The organism is Massilia sp. BHUDP2, assembly GCF_046236355.1.
In the GTDB taxonomy this organism is placed as follows: domain Bacteria; phylum Pseudomonadota; class Gammaproteobacteria; order Burkholderiales; family Burkholderiaceae_D; genus Telluria; species Telluria varians.
Window position 1 is genome coordinate 1,298,385 of sequence record NZ_JBJUVW010000002.1, and the last position, 12,908, is coordinate 1,311,292.

A 12,908-nucleotide genomic window follows, 5' to 3' on the forward strand; every position below is an offset into this window, starting at 1 on the left:
TAGTTCCGTAAGGATGAGTCCGCTTTGAGCCAAAGTAAATATCGCCACAAATGTTTTTATGCAAATTTCATTTGAACATAATGTCTTAAATACAAATATTATTTGACGCAATAAATTGAAACGATGTAAGCGTCAGCAGGGCAATAAAAAAAGCGGCCCGCAGGCCGCTTCAAAGACGGTGTTGGCACACCGCCAGCACTTCCACTGCGCTCACAAGCCTGCTGGCCAGCGATACTTCGGCAGCACACGCGGCGCGGTACCGCTGATGACGACGATCTCCCTTCCCCCTACCAGCTCGATCTGGGCCGGATCGCCCGTGTACGGCGTGAGTCTTTCGTTCTCGATCAGGTAGAAGCGGACCGGCCCCGCCAGCCCGGCCATGCCCGCGGCCGCCAGGGGCTGGCGCCACAGCGCGAAGAACTGCCCCAGCGTGAAGCGTTTCGCGACATCGGTCTCGATGTGCAGCACGCCGGTCACATCATGGGTGTGCAGCTCGTAGGTACAGCCATTGCTGCGGCCGACATTGTCGGGCAGGCCCTGGCGCACGCCATCCTTGTAGACCGAGAGCAGCGAATGCACGTGGTAGCGGATCGTGCCCAGGCAGCCGACGCCGCCCACCGGGTCGCGCGTAGGCGGTGCGGTCCAGGCCGGCCAGCCGCGCGGGCTGTTGATGGTGCCGGCGACGAGCTCGGTGTAGGTGTCGGCCAGTACGATCTCGGGCGCCGGCGGGTTCGGCTGCGGTGGCGGCGGCTCGGGCGGCGCCGGCGGCGTCGGTCCCTGCGGCGGACTGGGCACGACCGGCGGCGGATCGGCCGCCGTGGCGCCACCGCCGTCGGAATCGTTGCCGCCGCCACAGGCGGCCAGCAGCAACATTGATGAAACCGCCAGGGCTGTGTAAGGGCATTTGCTTCTTAGCGTTGACAGCATATCGGCTCCCGTAGTGATGATAGGTAGAGCCAGCTTACGGACGCGGCCGTCACGCTTCGTTTGTCCAATATCAAACTCAGCGGGCGGGCAACAAAGAACAGCGGGGTCAGGTCTGACATTCAGACACGAACTCAAGCATGTGTTTATCGTACTGCTCAGCCCGTGTCCGAATGTCAGACCTGACCCCCGCAGAAACAATAAAAAAAGCGGCCCGCAGGCCGCTCCGTGTCGATGCTCCAGACGATCAGAACTGATCGACCTCCAGTGCCAGCACGCCCGGCGCGCCTTCGACGATGGCGGTGCGCAGGCCCGGGGCGCTCGAGAGCACGTGGTCGGCGAAGAAGCGCGCGGTGGCGATCTTGGCGCGCAGGAAGGACGCATCGCCCTCGCCCGCCACCAGCTTCTTCTGGGCGACCAGTGCGGCGCGCGCCATCTGCCAGCCGCCCAGCACAATGCCGGCCAGCTTCAGGTACAGCACGCTGCCGGCGAACACCGCGCGCACGTCCGACTTGGCGTTGGCCACGACGAAGTCAACCACCTGCTCCAGCGCGGCGATACCTTCCGCCAGCTGGCGGCGGATCGCGGCGAATTCCTCGCCCTGGACTTCACCCAGCTCCGCCTCGACCGCGCGCACCTGTTCGATCAGCGACTTGGCCACGGCGCCGCCGTCGCGCACGGTCTTGCGGCCCACCAGGTCGTTGGCCTGGATCGCGGTGGTGCCTTCGTAGATGGTGAGGATCTTGGCGTCGCGGTAGTGCTGGGCCGCGCCGGTCTCTTCGATGAAGCCCATGCCGCCATGCACCTGCACGCCGTCGCGCGCCACGTTCTCGCTCATCTCGGTCGACCAGCCCTTGATGATCGGGACCAGGTATTCGTAGACCGACAGGTTCGCCTTGCGGGTCGCTTCGTCAGGGTGGTTGTGCGCGATATCGGACAAGGCGGCGCCGACGTAGGCCAGCGCACGCGCGGCCTCGGTCTGGGAACGCATCGACATCAGCATGCGGCGCACGTCCGGGTGGTTGATGATGGCCACCGGGCCTGGCGAACCGGCCACTTCGCGCGACTGGACGCGGTCCTTGGCGAACGCGACGGCTTGCTGGTAGGCGCGTTCGGCCAGGCCGACGCCCTGCATGCCGACGCCGAAGCGGGCCGCGTTCATCATGATGAACATGTACTCGAGGCCGCGGTTCTCTTCGCCCACCAGGGTGCCGATGGCGCCGCCGTGGTCGCCGAACTGCAGCACCGCGGTCGGCGAGGCCTTGATGCCCAGCTTGTGTTCGATCGAGACGCAGTGCGCGTCATTGCGCTCGCCCAGCGAGCCGTCGGCATTCACCAGGAACTTCGGCACGATGAACAGCGAGATGCCCTTCACGCCCGCCGGCGCGTCCGGAGTGCGCGCCAGCACGAGGTGGATGATGTTCTCCGCCATGTCGTGCTCGCCGTAGGTGATGAAGATCTTGGTGCCGAAGATCTTGAAGGTACCGTCGCCCTGCGGCTCGGCGCGGGTGCGCACGGCGGCCAGGTCCGAACCGGCCTGCGGCTCGGTGAGGTTCATGGTGCCGGTCCACTTGCCGCTGATGAGCGGCTCCAGGAACAGCTTCTTCTGCTCGTCGGAGCCTGCGGTGAGCAGCGCCTCGATGGCGCCGTCGGTCAGCAGCGGCGCCAGCGCGAAGGACAGGTTGGCGGCGTGCAGCATTTCCATGCACGGCGTCGCGACCAGCTTCGGCAGGCCCTGGCCGCCGAATTCGCTCGGATGCTGGATGCCCTGCCAGCCGCCTTCGGCGAAGGCGCGGAAGGCGTCGCGGAAGCCCTTCGAGGTGGTGACCGACCCATCCTTCCAGAAGCTCGGCTCCTTGTCCCCGGCGTGGTTCAGCGGCGCGATGACTTCGCCGCAGAACTTCGCGCTTTCTTCGAGCACGGCATCCACGGTGTCCGGGGTCGCGTCCTCGCAGCCAGGCAGCTGGTTGATCTCGGCCAGATTCGCCAGTTCGTTCACCACGAACTGCATGTCTTTCAGCGGGGCTTGATAGCTCACCTTTGTCTCCTGATGTGAAAACGTCGTTCCGGCGCAGCTTGTGACTGCACGGGAACGACGGTAAATCGGCTAGGGGGTAATTAGCCCAGTTCCTTGACCAGCTGCGGCACGACCTCGAACAGGTCGCCCACCAGGCCGTAGTCGGCCACCGAGAAGATCGGCGCTTCCGGATCCTTGTTGATGGCGACGATGGTCTTCGAGTCCTTCATGCCGGCCAGGTGCTGGATCGCGCCCGAGATGCCGACCGCGATGTACAGGGTCGGGGCGACGATCTTGCCGGTCTGGCCGACCTGCCAGTCGTTCGGCACGAAGCCGGCGTCGACCGCGGCGCGCGAGGCACCCATGGCGGCGCCCAGCTTGTCGGCCAGGGGCTCCAGCAGCTTGAAGTTCTCGGCCGAGCCGATGCCGCGGCCGCCCGACACGATGATCTTGGCGGCGGTCAGTTCCGGACGGTCCGACTTGGCCAGCTCACGGCCGACGAAAGCCGACTTGCCCACGTCGCCGACGGCGGCGATCTGCTCCACGGCAGCCGAACCACCGCTTGCAGCGGCGTCGAACGCGGTGCCGCGCACCGTGATGACCTTCACCGGGTCGCCCGACTGGACGGTGGCGATGGCGTTACCGGCGTAGATCGGGCGCTCGAAGGTGTCCGGGGACTCGACCTTGGTGATTTCCGAGATCTGGGCCACGTCCAGCTTGGCAGCGACGCGCGGCAGGATGTTCTTGCCGTAGGCGGTCGCCGGGGCCAGGATGTGCGAGTAGCCGCCGGCGATCGCCAGGATCTGCTCGGCGACGTTCTCGGCCAGGCCGTCGGCGAAGTGCGGCGCATCGGCGACCAGCACTTTGCTCACGCCCGCGATTTGCGCGGCGGCTTCGGCGGCGGCGCCGCAGCTAGATCCGGCGACCAGGACGTGGACTTCGCCGCCGCACTGGGCTGCCGCGGTCACGGTGTGGTGGGTAGCGCCCTTGAGGGAGCCGTTGTCGTGTTCTGCAATGACGAGTGCGACCATGTTCTTTTCCTAAGTATGTTTAGATAACCTTGGCTTCGGTGCGCAGCTTCTGCACCAGGGTCGCCACGTCCGGCACCTTGACGCCGGCCGAGCGCTTGGCCGGCTCGGTGACTTTCAGGGTCTTCAGGCGCGGGCTCACGTCGACGCCCAGGTCTTCCGGCTTGACGGTTTCCAGCGGCTTCTTCTTGGCCTTCATGATGTTCGGCAGCGTCACGTAGCGCGGCTCGTTCAGGCGCAGGTCGGTGGTGACGATGGCAGGAAGAGTCAAAGCAACAGTTTCCAGGCCGCCGTCGACTTCACGGGTCACGGTAACCTTGCCGTCTTCCAGCACCACTTTCGATGCGAAGGTGGCTTGCGGCCAGCCCAGCAGCGCAGCCAGCATCTGGCCGGTCTGGTTCGAATCGTCGTCGATCGCCTGCTTGCCAAGGATGATCAGCTGCGGCTGCTCCTTGTCGGCCAGCGCCTTCATGATCTTGGCCACGGCCAGCGGCTCGGTCTCGACGCTGGTCTCGACCAGGATGCCGCGGTCGGCGCCGATCGCCATGCCGGTACGCAGGGTTTCCTGGCACTGGGCCACCCCCACCGACACCGCCACCACTTCGGTGACCTTGCCGGCTTCCTTCAGGCGCGTGGCTTCTTCCAGCGCGATCTCGTCGAACGGGTTCATCGACATTTTGACGTTGGCGATATCCACGCCGCTGCCGTCGGATTTGACGCGGACCTTGACGTTGTAGTCGACCACGCGTTTGACGGGTACCAGGACTTTCATAGGGTGCCTTTAGAAAATGGAATGGGTGACAGACGGAAATGGCCTAGATTATAAGAGAAATTCGGCTTCAGGTCGAAATTAAAGCACGATCGTGCGATTTTTAGTTAGAGGATTTCGACTAAAGTACGATCTTACGGCTGTCGGGTAGAGGGATGCGGGGCTGGCGCAGGCCTGCCCCGTCATTGTAGCGCCGCCGGCTAGGATTACTTGCGGCGCATCAGGAAGGTGAATTCGCCGTTCTCGACGGTATGGGCCAGCAGGGCGTTGCCGGTCTGCTTGGCGAACGCCTGGAAGTCGCGCACGGAACCGGTATCGGTTGCCACGATGCGCAGCACCTGTCCGCTTTCCATCTCGGCGAGTGCCTTCTTGGCTTTAAGGATCGGCAGCGGACAGTTCAGTCCGCGCGCATCCAGGTCTCTCTGGAATTCCATGGTATCAATGTCGATAGTGGTGTCGCTCATCGCATGCCTGCAAAGTAGATGGTGCTCGGAAGTCGAATACTACTCCCTTTTCAGCAGTATGACGCAGCGCACCAAAATAGTCACACATTGTTGCAGGACTGCAACCAATTGTGAAATTACCTATGCTTGCGCACCATGGCAAGTCACCAAAGAAACCGATCGGCACCGCCATGGTGCGCTACATGGTAAATGCGGTTGCGCCGATGGATTGCAAGCGCATTGAACTGGCTGCGACCCGCACATGAAAAACGCCGCCCTAAGGCGGCGCTATTTTTACCAGATGGTCAGGAAATGCTTATGCGCGCTCGCCCACCCAGCCGGCCACGCCGGCCAGTGCCTGCGGCAGGCCTGCCGGATCGGTACCGCCAGCCTGCGCCATGTCCGGACGGCCGCCGCCCTTGCCGCCCACCTGCTGGGCGACGAAGTTCACCAGCTCGCCGGCTTTCACTTTGCCGGTGGCATCCTTGGTCACGCCCGCGATCAGGCTGACCTTGCCGTCGGCCACGCTGGCCAGCACGATGGCGGCGGTCTTCAGCTTGTCCTTCAGCTTGTCCATGGTCTCGCGCAGCGCGGTGACGTCGGCGCCTTCCATGGTCGCGGCCAGCACCTTGATGCCGTTCACGTCGATGGCCTTGGTCACCAGCTCGTCGCCCTGCCCCGCGGCCAGCTTCGACTTGAGCGCGGCCACTTCCTTCTCCAGCGACTTGACCTGGTCCTGCACCTGGGCGATGCGCGAGGGCAGCTCGTCCGGGCTGGTCTTCAGGGCGCCGGCGGCTTCCTGCAGCTTGCGGTTGATCGACTGCACCAGCGCCAGCGCGCCTTCGCCGGTCACGGCCTCGACGCGGCGGATGCCGGCGGCCACGCCGCCTTCCGACACGATCTTGAACAGGCCAATGTCGCCGGTACGGGTGACGTGCACGCCGCCGCACAGTTCCTTCGACGAGCCGATGTCCAGCACGCGCACGGTGTCGCCGTACTTCTCGCCGAACAGCGCCATCGCGCCGTGCTTGACGGCGTCGTCGAACGTCATGTGCTGGGCCTGGGTGGCGTGGTTCTCGAGGATCTCGCGGTTGACGATCATCTCGACCTTGGCGATTTCCTCAGCGGTCAGCGGTGCGCCGTGGCTGAAGTCGAAACGGGTCTTCTCCGGATCGACCAGCGAGCCTTTCTGCTGCACGTGGCTGCCCAGCACTTCGCGCAGGGCCTTGTGCATCAGGTGGGTCGCCGAGTGGTTGCGGATGGTGCGCGCGCGCTTGACGGTGTCGACCTGCGCGTCGACCGTGTCGCCGACTTTGAGCGAACCTTCGCGCAGCACGCCGTGGTGGCCGAAGACTTCGGCCTGGATCTTCAGGGTGTCCTCGACCTCGAACAGCTTGCCGTCCGCGCGGATCACGCCCTGGTCGCCCACCTGGCCGCCCGACTCCGCGTAGAACGGCGTGGTGTCGAGCACCACGATGCCTTCCTGGCCGGCCTGCAGCTCCTGCACCGAGACGCCGTCGGCGTACAGGGCCAGCACGTGGGTGTTGTGGGCCAGCGAGTCGTAGCCGACGAACTTGGTCTTCTCGCCCGCATACTCGACCTTGGCGGCCATCTTGAACTTGCCGGCGGCGCGCGCGGTCTTCTTCTGCTGCTCCATGGCGGCGGCGAAGCCCTCCTCGTCCAGCGTCACGCCGCGCTCGCGGCAGATGTCGGCGGTGAGGTCGAGCGGGAAGCCGTAGGTGTCGTACAGGGTGAAGGCGGTGGCGCCGTCCAGGTTCTTCGCATCTTTCGCCAGCTGCGCTTCCAGGATCTTCATGCCGTTTTCCAGGGTTTCGCCGAAACGCTCTTCCTCGGTCTTGAGCACCTGGGCCACGCGCTCTTTTGCTTCGCGCAGTTCCGGATAGGCTTCGCCCATCTCGATGTCGAGGTCCGCCACCAGCTTGTGGAAGAAGGGCTTGGTCTGGCCCAGCTTGTGGCCGTGGCGCAGCGCGCGGCGGATGATGCGGCGCAGGACGTAGCCGTGGCCTTCGCTGCTCGGGATGATGCCGTCGACGATCAGGAAGGACGCGGCGCGGATGTGGTCGGCGATGACCTTGAGCGAATTGTTCTCGAGGTCGGTGGCGCCGGTTTCGCGGGCAGCCGCCTTGATCAGCGCCTGGAACAGGTCGATCTCGTAGTTGCTGTGCACGTGCTGCAGCACGGCGGCCAGGCGCTCCATGCCCATGCCGGTGTCGATCGACGGCTTCGGCAGCGGGGTCAGGGTGCCCGATTCGTCGCGGTTGAACTGCATGAACACCAGGTTCCAGATCTCGATGAAGCGGTCGCCGTCTTCTTCCGGCGAGCCCGGAGGACCGCCCCAGATGTCGGCGCCGTGGTCGTAGAACACTTCGGTGCATGGACCGCAGGGGCCGGTGTCGGCCATCTGCCAGAAGTTGTCGGATGCGTAGCGCGCGCCCTTGTTGTCGCCGATGCGGATGATGCGCTCTTTCGGCACGCCGATCTCGTTGGCCCAGATGTCGTAGGCCTCGTCGTCCTCGAAGTAGACGGTGACGGTCAGCTTCTCGGCCGGCAGCATGTAAACCTTGGTCAGCAGCTCCCAGCAGTAGTTGATCGCGTCGCGCTTGAAGTAGTCGCCGAAGCTGAAGTTACCCAGCATTTCGAAGAAGGTGTGGTGGCGCGCGGTGTAGCCGACGTTTTCCAGGTCGTTGTGCTTGCCGCCGGCGCGCACGCAGCGCTGCACGGTGGTGGCGCGCGAGTACGGGCGCGTATCCAGGCCCAGGAACACATCCTTGAACTGCACCATTCCGCTGTTCGTCAGCAGCATGGTCGGGTCGTTGCCCGGCACCAGCGGGCTGGAACGGACGATGGTGTGGCCTTTGGACTCGAAGAACTTGAGGAACTTTTCGCGGATTTCGGAGGATTTCATGTCGTGAGGGCGGAATGAGGGAGCATGCGCTATAAAAAATCGATTATAGCGTAGCTGGCCCGTATCGGCCCGGCCGATATTGACGGCCGGGCGCGCCGCTCAGCGCAACAGCGACAGCACCGCGCGCGGCTGGCTGTTCGCCTGCGCCAGCATCGCCGATGCCGCCTGCTGCAGGATTTGCGCGCGCGTCAGCCCGGCCGCCGCGCCGGCGTAGTCGACGCCCGCGATGCGCTCCTTCGCGGCCGCCATGTTGGCGGAACCCGCCTGCAGCGCGCCGGCCGCCAGGTCGAGGCGGTTGCTGGAGGCGCCCGCCACCACGCGCTGCTGGTTCACATAAGCCAGCGCCTCGTCCACGTGCAGCAGGGCCACCGCGCCGCGCTGCATGTCCAGCTTGGCCAGCCCGAGCGCCGCGGCATTGATGGCGCCGAACTGCAGCTCGATCAGGTCGCCCGCCTTGTCGCCGGCCTGCACCTGCACCCGGCGCACGCCGGTGTGCCCGCCCAGTTCCGGATACTCGACCACGAAGCCGCCCAGGCCATCGTCGGCATTGTTGTCGCCGGCGTCCGCGACCACGGAGCGGGCGTCGAACTCGGGTCCGCCGTCGGCGTCGAGGCCGCCGATGGCGCCGGTGTCGCGGTTGGCCAGGTTCATCTTGTTCAAGAGGAATTCGTCGCCGTCCGCCCCGAATTCCATCAGGAAGTCGGCCTCGCTCGCGATCTTCCCTCCCGTGATCGCATCGAGCGCGGTACTCAGGGTCGCGCCCTGGTTCCTGCTCAGGTGCTGCATCAGCCCCTTCATCCCGCCTTCCACCCCCAGGTCCTTCAGGCGCTGGTGCAGGAAGCGGGCGGCGACGTAGGCGCTCTCGTATTCGTAGGTGCCGCCGGAGACGCCGATGCCGCCGACGATCGTCGCGGCATCGGCGCCGGCGAGCGCGCTGCGCACGCGCTCGTCGGCGCCGTGGATCAACTCGGCGCTACCTTCCCTGAACCAGGATGGCAGGTTCGCGTAGTTCATCGTGCGCGCCATGATCGCATGCGCCATCTCGTGCGCGATGATGCGGTCGCTGTACATCGGCGCGCTGCCACCGTCCGCGGTGGCGGCGCTGCCGAAGTCGGCCATGTCGATGTTCAGCGACAGGTTGTCGAGCTTGCCGGGGCCACTGCCGGCCACCCAGGCCAGCACGCCGCTCGGCGTGCCCGGGGAAACCAGGTTGACCTTGAGCTTGACGCCATCCGCCTCGAGCCCGAACAAGTCCTTGACCATCTTCTCGGAGGCGCTCAGCCAGCCCGTCTTGAGGCCGTCGAGCACCGCCCGCTTCTGCTCGTCCTCGCCGCCGATGCTGACCCGGTCCTGCGAGAACAGCGTCTCGCCGTTGAACTGGGTCTCGGCCCCGACCTGGTTGATGTGGTTCAGGATTTCCATCGCCTCCTGCTGCAGCTTGGCGCGGTCGCCGCTGCCGTAGCTGCCGTTGCCGGAGGCGACCGCCAGCTCGCGCAGGCGCTGCAGGCTGTCGATCACGTTCGCCAGCGCACCGTCCGCGACCTGCAGCATCGAGCCGCCGTCGCTGATGGCGCGCATGGCCTGGCTGAGGCCGCGCATGCTGGAATCCATGCGCGCGGCGATTGCCTGGCCCGCCGGGTCGTCGGCCGCCTTGTCGATGCGCGTGCCCCCCGTGAGGCGCGTGAGCAGCGTTTCCTGCGCGGCGACGTGCAGGCGCAGGCTGCGCTGGGCATTCAGCGACAGCGAATTATTATTGATTGACAATGACATGAAGTCATCCGTTTTGGCAGTTGTCAGCCTTTATCGACAACCGGTCAATTTCCTGAAGGGCGTTCTTGAAATATTTATATGGAACCGGCCTGCAAGCTAGGCCAGCTTGGGACCGATCAAATCGATGCGGTCGGTACAGAAGGCTTCGACGCCCCAGTCCAGCAGTTCGCGCGCCCGCACCGGCTCGTTGACGGTGTAGCAGAACAGGCCGAAGCCGGCATCGCGCACGGCCTTGGCCAGCGCCGGGGTCAGGTGCTTGTGGTTGGCGTGGATCGCCACCGCCTCGACCGAGCGCGCCAGCGGTTCCCAGCCGGGGGGCAGCTCGCTCATCAGGAAGGCGCGCGGCAGGTCGGGGGCGGCGTCGCGCGCGCTTTCCAGGGCCGCCAGGCTGAACGAGGACAGCAGCGGCACGCGCTCCAGCCTGCCTTCCGCGATCTCGTCCGCGAACATGGCGCGGGTGATGCGCGCCACGGTCTCGCCAGTCTCGCGGTCGAAGCCGCGCGCCGGCTTGACTTCGATGTTCATCCAGATGCCCTGCGCCTTGCAGTACTGCGCGAACTCGACGAACAGGGGCACCGGCTCGCCGCGGTAGTCGGCGCCGAACCAGCTGCCGGCATCCATCCGCGCCAGCTCATGCGCATCGTAGTCGAACACGTGGCCGGCGCCGCTCACGGTGCGGCCGAGGTAAGGGTCGTGCATCACCACCGGCACGCCGTCGCGCGCCAGCATCACGTCGAACTCGATGGCGCGGAAACCGAAGTCGATGCCGCGCTGCAAGCCGGCCAAGGTGTTTTCGGGCGCCAGGGTGCCGCCGCCGCGATGCGCCAGGATCCGGGGATATCGCCACATGCCCACCTCCTTTTGCAGGAATCAGGAAACTGCCGGTGTGCCGAGCTGCCGTGACAGGTACAGGAAGAGTACGAGATTCAGCACGACGGTCAGGTAAAACTTCCACTGGAACGAGGTCTTCGACGTCTTGTGCCGCAACCACTGCTGCGCCAATACGGCGCCTGGCCAGCCGCCGACCAGGCCGAGCAGCAGCAGGGTCGACTCCGGCGTGCGCCAGTTGCCCTTGCGTGCCGCCGACTTGTCGATCGCGTAGGCCACGAAACAGCTCAGGCTCATCGCCAGGTAGGCGGCGCCGACCTGCAGCGGCAGGTCCCACTTCCAGGTGGCAGCGGCGTACAGGACAGCAAACAGCAGGAGCGACAGGTAAGGCATACGGTGAGCTTACCCCGGCAAATACCTTGGTGTCTACATGGAAAGGAAATACTGCTTTTGGCCGGTGACCGTGGGATAACGAACAGAGGGCGCGATGTCGAAACGCCTACCCTTGATCTTCTACGTGTCACAGCAAGGAGTACGAGATGGCTTTCGATCTTGGCAGTCTTCTGAACCAGTACCTGGGCGGCGGCGCCGGCGGCGGCAACCCCCACCAGGCCAACGACGACTTCGACCGGGTGGCCTCGAACGCGCCGCCCGACGTGCTGGCGCGCGGCGTGACCGGGGCCCTGCGCTCCGACCAGACCCCGCCCTTCCCGCAGATGGTGAGCCAGATGTTCGGGCAGAGCAATCCGAACCAGCGCGCCGGCATGCTGAACCAGCTGCTGGCCACACTGGGCCCGGCCGTGCTGTCCCAGCTCGCCAGCCGGGCCGGCGGCCAAGGTGGCCTTGGAGGCCTGGGCAGCATCTTTGGCGGGGGCCGTGCACCCACCCAGGTCACCCCGGAGCAGGCCTCGCAGGTCTCGCCCGAAGAGGTGCGCGAACTGGCCGAAAAAGCCGAGCAGGAAAACCCGAGCATCGTCGACCGCATGGGCGACTTCTATGCCCAGAACCCGACCCTGGTCAAGGCAATCGGCGGCGCCGCGCTGGCCATCGCGCTGGGCCATATGGCGCAAAACATGCGCCGCCAGTGATCCATGGCGCTTCACCGTTGAATAGCGAACAGAGCAAGCATTGGCAAAACGCCTACGCTCGCTATTCAACCGTATGCAGTCAGGAGAACGAATATGGCATTTGATTTGGGCAATCTGTTATCGCAGTATCTGGGCGGCGGCAACCAGGACCGGGCGGCCGACGATTTCGACCGCGTGGCCCAGAGCGCGCCGCGCGCAACGGTCGCCGAAGGCGTCGCCAATGCCCTGCGTTCCGACCAGACCCCACCCTTCCCGCAGGTCGTCAGCCAGCTGTTCGGGCAAAGCGATGCGAACGGCCGCGCCGGCATGCTGAACCAGCTGCTGGGTTCCCTGAACCCGGCACAGCTGTCCTCGGTGGCAGGCGGCGTGTTCGGCAAGCTGTTCGGCGGCGGCAAAGTGACGCCGGAACAGGCCTCGCAGGTCTCCCCCGAGCAGGTGCGCGAGCTGGCCGAACAAGCCGAGCAGCAGAATCCCGGCATCGTCGACCGCATGAGCGCCTTCTATGCCGAACACCCGACCCTGGTCAAGGCGATCGGCGGCGCCGCGCTGGCGCTCGCGCTCGGCCACGTGGCACAACGCATGCGTTCCCAATCCACCATTCACCAAGGAGATGACATGGGCATCCTGAGCAATATTTTTGGCAAGATCTTCCCGAAGGCGCACGCCGCCAACAAGGGCCCGCAGGCGCAACCGCAACCGCAAGCCCAGGCCCCGGCGCCGCAGGCCCAGCCACAGGCTGCTCCCCAGGCGCAGCCGCAAGCACAGCCTCAGGCCCAGCCGCAGGCCGCGCCGGCCATGATGGACCAGGTCGACGTCGAGGAAATCCTGACCAATATGCAGAAGTCGTCGGGCCAGCAGCTGAACTGGCGCAGCTCGATCGTCGACCTGCTCAAGCTGCTCGGCCTGGACAGCAGCCTGCAGGCCCGCAAGGAACTGGCCGCCGAGCTGCACTACACCGGCGACACCAGCGACTCGGCCTCGATGAACATCTGGCTGCACCGCCAGGTCATGAACAAGCTGGCGGCCAACGGCGGCAAGGTGCCGGCCGACCTGCGCGACTGAATACGGGCCGTAGGGTGGGCAAGTTCCTTGCCCACGCGGTGATAGCTGGCGGC

11 protein-coding genes are annotated in these 12,908 nt (G+C 65.4%); 2 read left to right on the forward strand and 9 right to left on the reverse strand.

Annotated elements, in window-relative coordinates:
• Nucleotides 1-210: 210 nt before the first annotated feature.
• From ACK6C6_RS16455 to ACK6C6_RS16495, 9 genes are all read right to left on the reverse strand, one after another.
• Complete coding sequence (locus ACK6C6_RS16455; protein WP_409268212.1) at nt 211-873, reverse strand: hypothetical protein; 663 nt, start codon at nt 871-873, stop codon at nt 211-213.
• Between the two features lie 298 nt (nt 874-1,171).
• Nucleotides 1,172-2,962, reverse strand: a complete 1,791-nt coding sequence (locus tag ACK6C6_RS16460; protein WP_409268213.1) for an acyl-CoA dehydrogenase — start codon at nt 2,960-2,962, stop codon at nt 1,172-1,174.
• Between the two features lie 80 nt (nt 2,963-3,042).
• Nucleotides 3,043-3,972, reverse strand: coding sequence for an electron transfer flavoprotein subunit alpha/FixB family protein (locus ACK6C6_RS16465; protein ID WP_409268215.1), 930 nt, complete (start codon nt 3,970-3,972; stop codon nt 3,043-3,045).
• Nucleotides 3,973-3,991: 19 nt separating this feature from the next.
• Nucleotides 3,992-4,741 (reverse strand): electron transfer flavoprotein subunit beta/FixA family protein, encoded by a 750-nt coding sequence (locus ACK6C6_RS16470; RefSeq protein WP_209588142.1) that lies wholly within the window; start codon nt 4,739-4,741, stop codon nt 3,992-3,994.
• A gap of 203 nt (nt 4,742-4,944) precedes the next feature.
• A complete protein-coding gene (locus ACK6C6_RS16475; protein WP_036216507.1) occupies nt 4,945-5,172 on the reverse strand; it encodes a sulfurtransferase TusA family protein in 228 nt (75 codons plus the stop codon).
• Nucleotides 5,173-5,497: 325 nt separating this feature from the next.
• Complete coding sequence (alaS, locus tag ACK6C6_RS16480; RefSeq protein WP_409268217.1) at nt 5,498-8,107, reverse strand: alanine--tRNA ligase; 2,610 nt, start codon at nt 8,105-8,107, stop codon at nt 5,498-5,500.
• Nucleotides 8,108-8,206: 99 nt separating this feature from the next.
• Complete coding sequence (locus tag ACK6C6_RS16485; RefSeq protein ID WP_409268218.1) at nt 8,207-9,877, reverse strand: flagellinolysin; 1,671 nt, start codon at nt 9,875-9,877, stop codon at nt 8,207-8,209.
• Nucleotides 9,878-9,973: 96 nt separating this feature from the next.
• Entirely contained in the window at nt 9,974-10,726 is a 753-nt protein-coding gene (gene ugpQ, locus ACK6C6_RS16490; protein WP_209588139.1) for a glycerophosphodiester phosphodiesterase, read from the reverse strand.
• A 21-nt stretch (nt 10,727-10,747) separates the two neighbouring features.
• Complete coding sequence (locus tag ACK6C6_RS16495; RefSeq protein ID WP_036215987.1) at nt 10,748-11,098, reverse strand: DUF1294 domain-containing protein; 351 nt, start codon at nt 11,096-11,098, stop codon at nt 10,748-10,750.
• Nucleotides 11,099-11,244: 146 nt separating this feature from the next.
• Here ACK6C6_RS16495 and ACK6C6_RS16500 point away from each other — a divergent pair, with 146 nt between their 5' ends.
• Both ACK6C6_RS16500 and ACK6C6_RS16505 read left to right on the forward strand, forming a co-directional pair.
• Complete coding sequence (locus ACK6C6_RS16500; protein ID WP_051996984.1) at nt 11,245-11,793, forward strand: hypothetical protein; 549 nt, start codon at nt 11,245-11,247, stop codon at nt 11,791-11,793.
• A gap of 615 nt (nt 11,794-12,408) precedes the next feature.
• The gene (locus ACK6C6_RS16505; RefSeq protein WP_409268305.1) at nt 12,409-12,855 is read left to right on the forward strand and encodes a DUF3597 domain-containing protein; all 447 of its coding nucleotides are present in this window, start codon (nt 12,409-12,411) and stop codon (nt 12,853-12,855) included.
• The last annotated feature ends 53 nt before the right edge of the window (nt 12,856-12,908 follow it).

What these genes read in the sequence shown, in the direction of transcription:
- ACK6C6_RS16500 (WP_051996984.1), top strand. Translation starts at nt 11,245, where the DNA reads ATGGCTTTCGATCTTGGCAGTCTTCTGAACCAGTACCTGGGCGGCGGC.
- ACK6C6_RS16455 (WP_409268212.1), bottom strand. Translation starts at nt 873, where the DNA reads ATGTTGCTGCTGGCCGCCTGTGGCGGCGGCAACGATTCCGACGGCGGT.
- ACK6C6_RS16475 (WP_036216507.1), bottom strand. Translation starts at nt 5,172, where the DNA reads ATGGAATTCCAGAGAGACCTGGATGCGCGCGGACTGAACTGTCCGCTG.
- ACK6C6_RS16485 (WP_409268218.1), bottom strand. Translation starts at nt 9,877, where the DNA reads ATGTCATTGTCAATCAATAATAATTCGCTGTCGCTGAATGCCCAGCGC.
- ACK6C6_RS16505 (WP_409268305.1), top strand. Translation starts at nt 12,409, where the DNA reads ATGGGCATCCTGAGCAATATTTTTGGCAAGATCTTCCCGAAGGCGCAC.
- alaS (WP_409268217.1), bottom strand. Translation starts at nt 8,107, where the DNA reads ATGAAATCCTCCGAAATCCGCGAAAAGTTCCTCAAGTTCTTCGAGTCC.
- ACK6C6_RS16465 (WP_409268215.1), bottom strand. Translation starts at nt 3,972, where the DNA reads ATGGTCGCACTCGTCATTGCAGAACACGACAACGGCTCCCTCAAGGGC.
- ACK6C6_RS16470 (WP_209588142.1), bottom strand. Translation starts at nt 4,741, where the DNA reads ATGAAAGTCCTGGTACCCGTCAAACGCGTGGTCGACTACAACGTCAAG.
- ACK6C6_RS16495 (WP_036215987.1), bottom strand. Translation starts at nt 11,098, where the DNA reads ATGCCTTACCTGTCGCTCCTGCTGTTTGCTGTCCTGTACGCCGCTGCC.
- ugpQ (WP_209588139.1), bottom strand. Translation starts at nt 10,726, where the DNA reads ATGTGGCGATATCCCCGGATCCTGGCGCATCGCGGCGGCGGCACCCTG.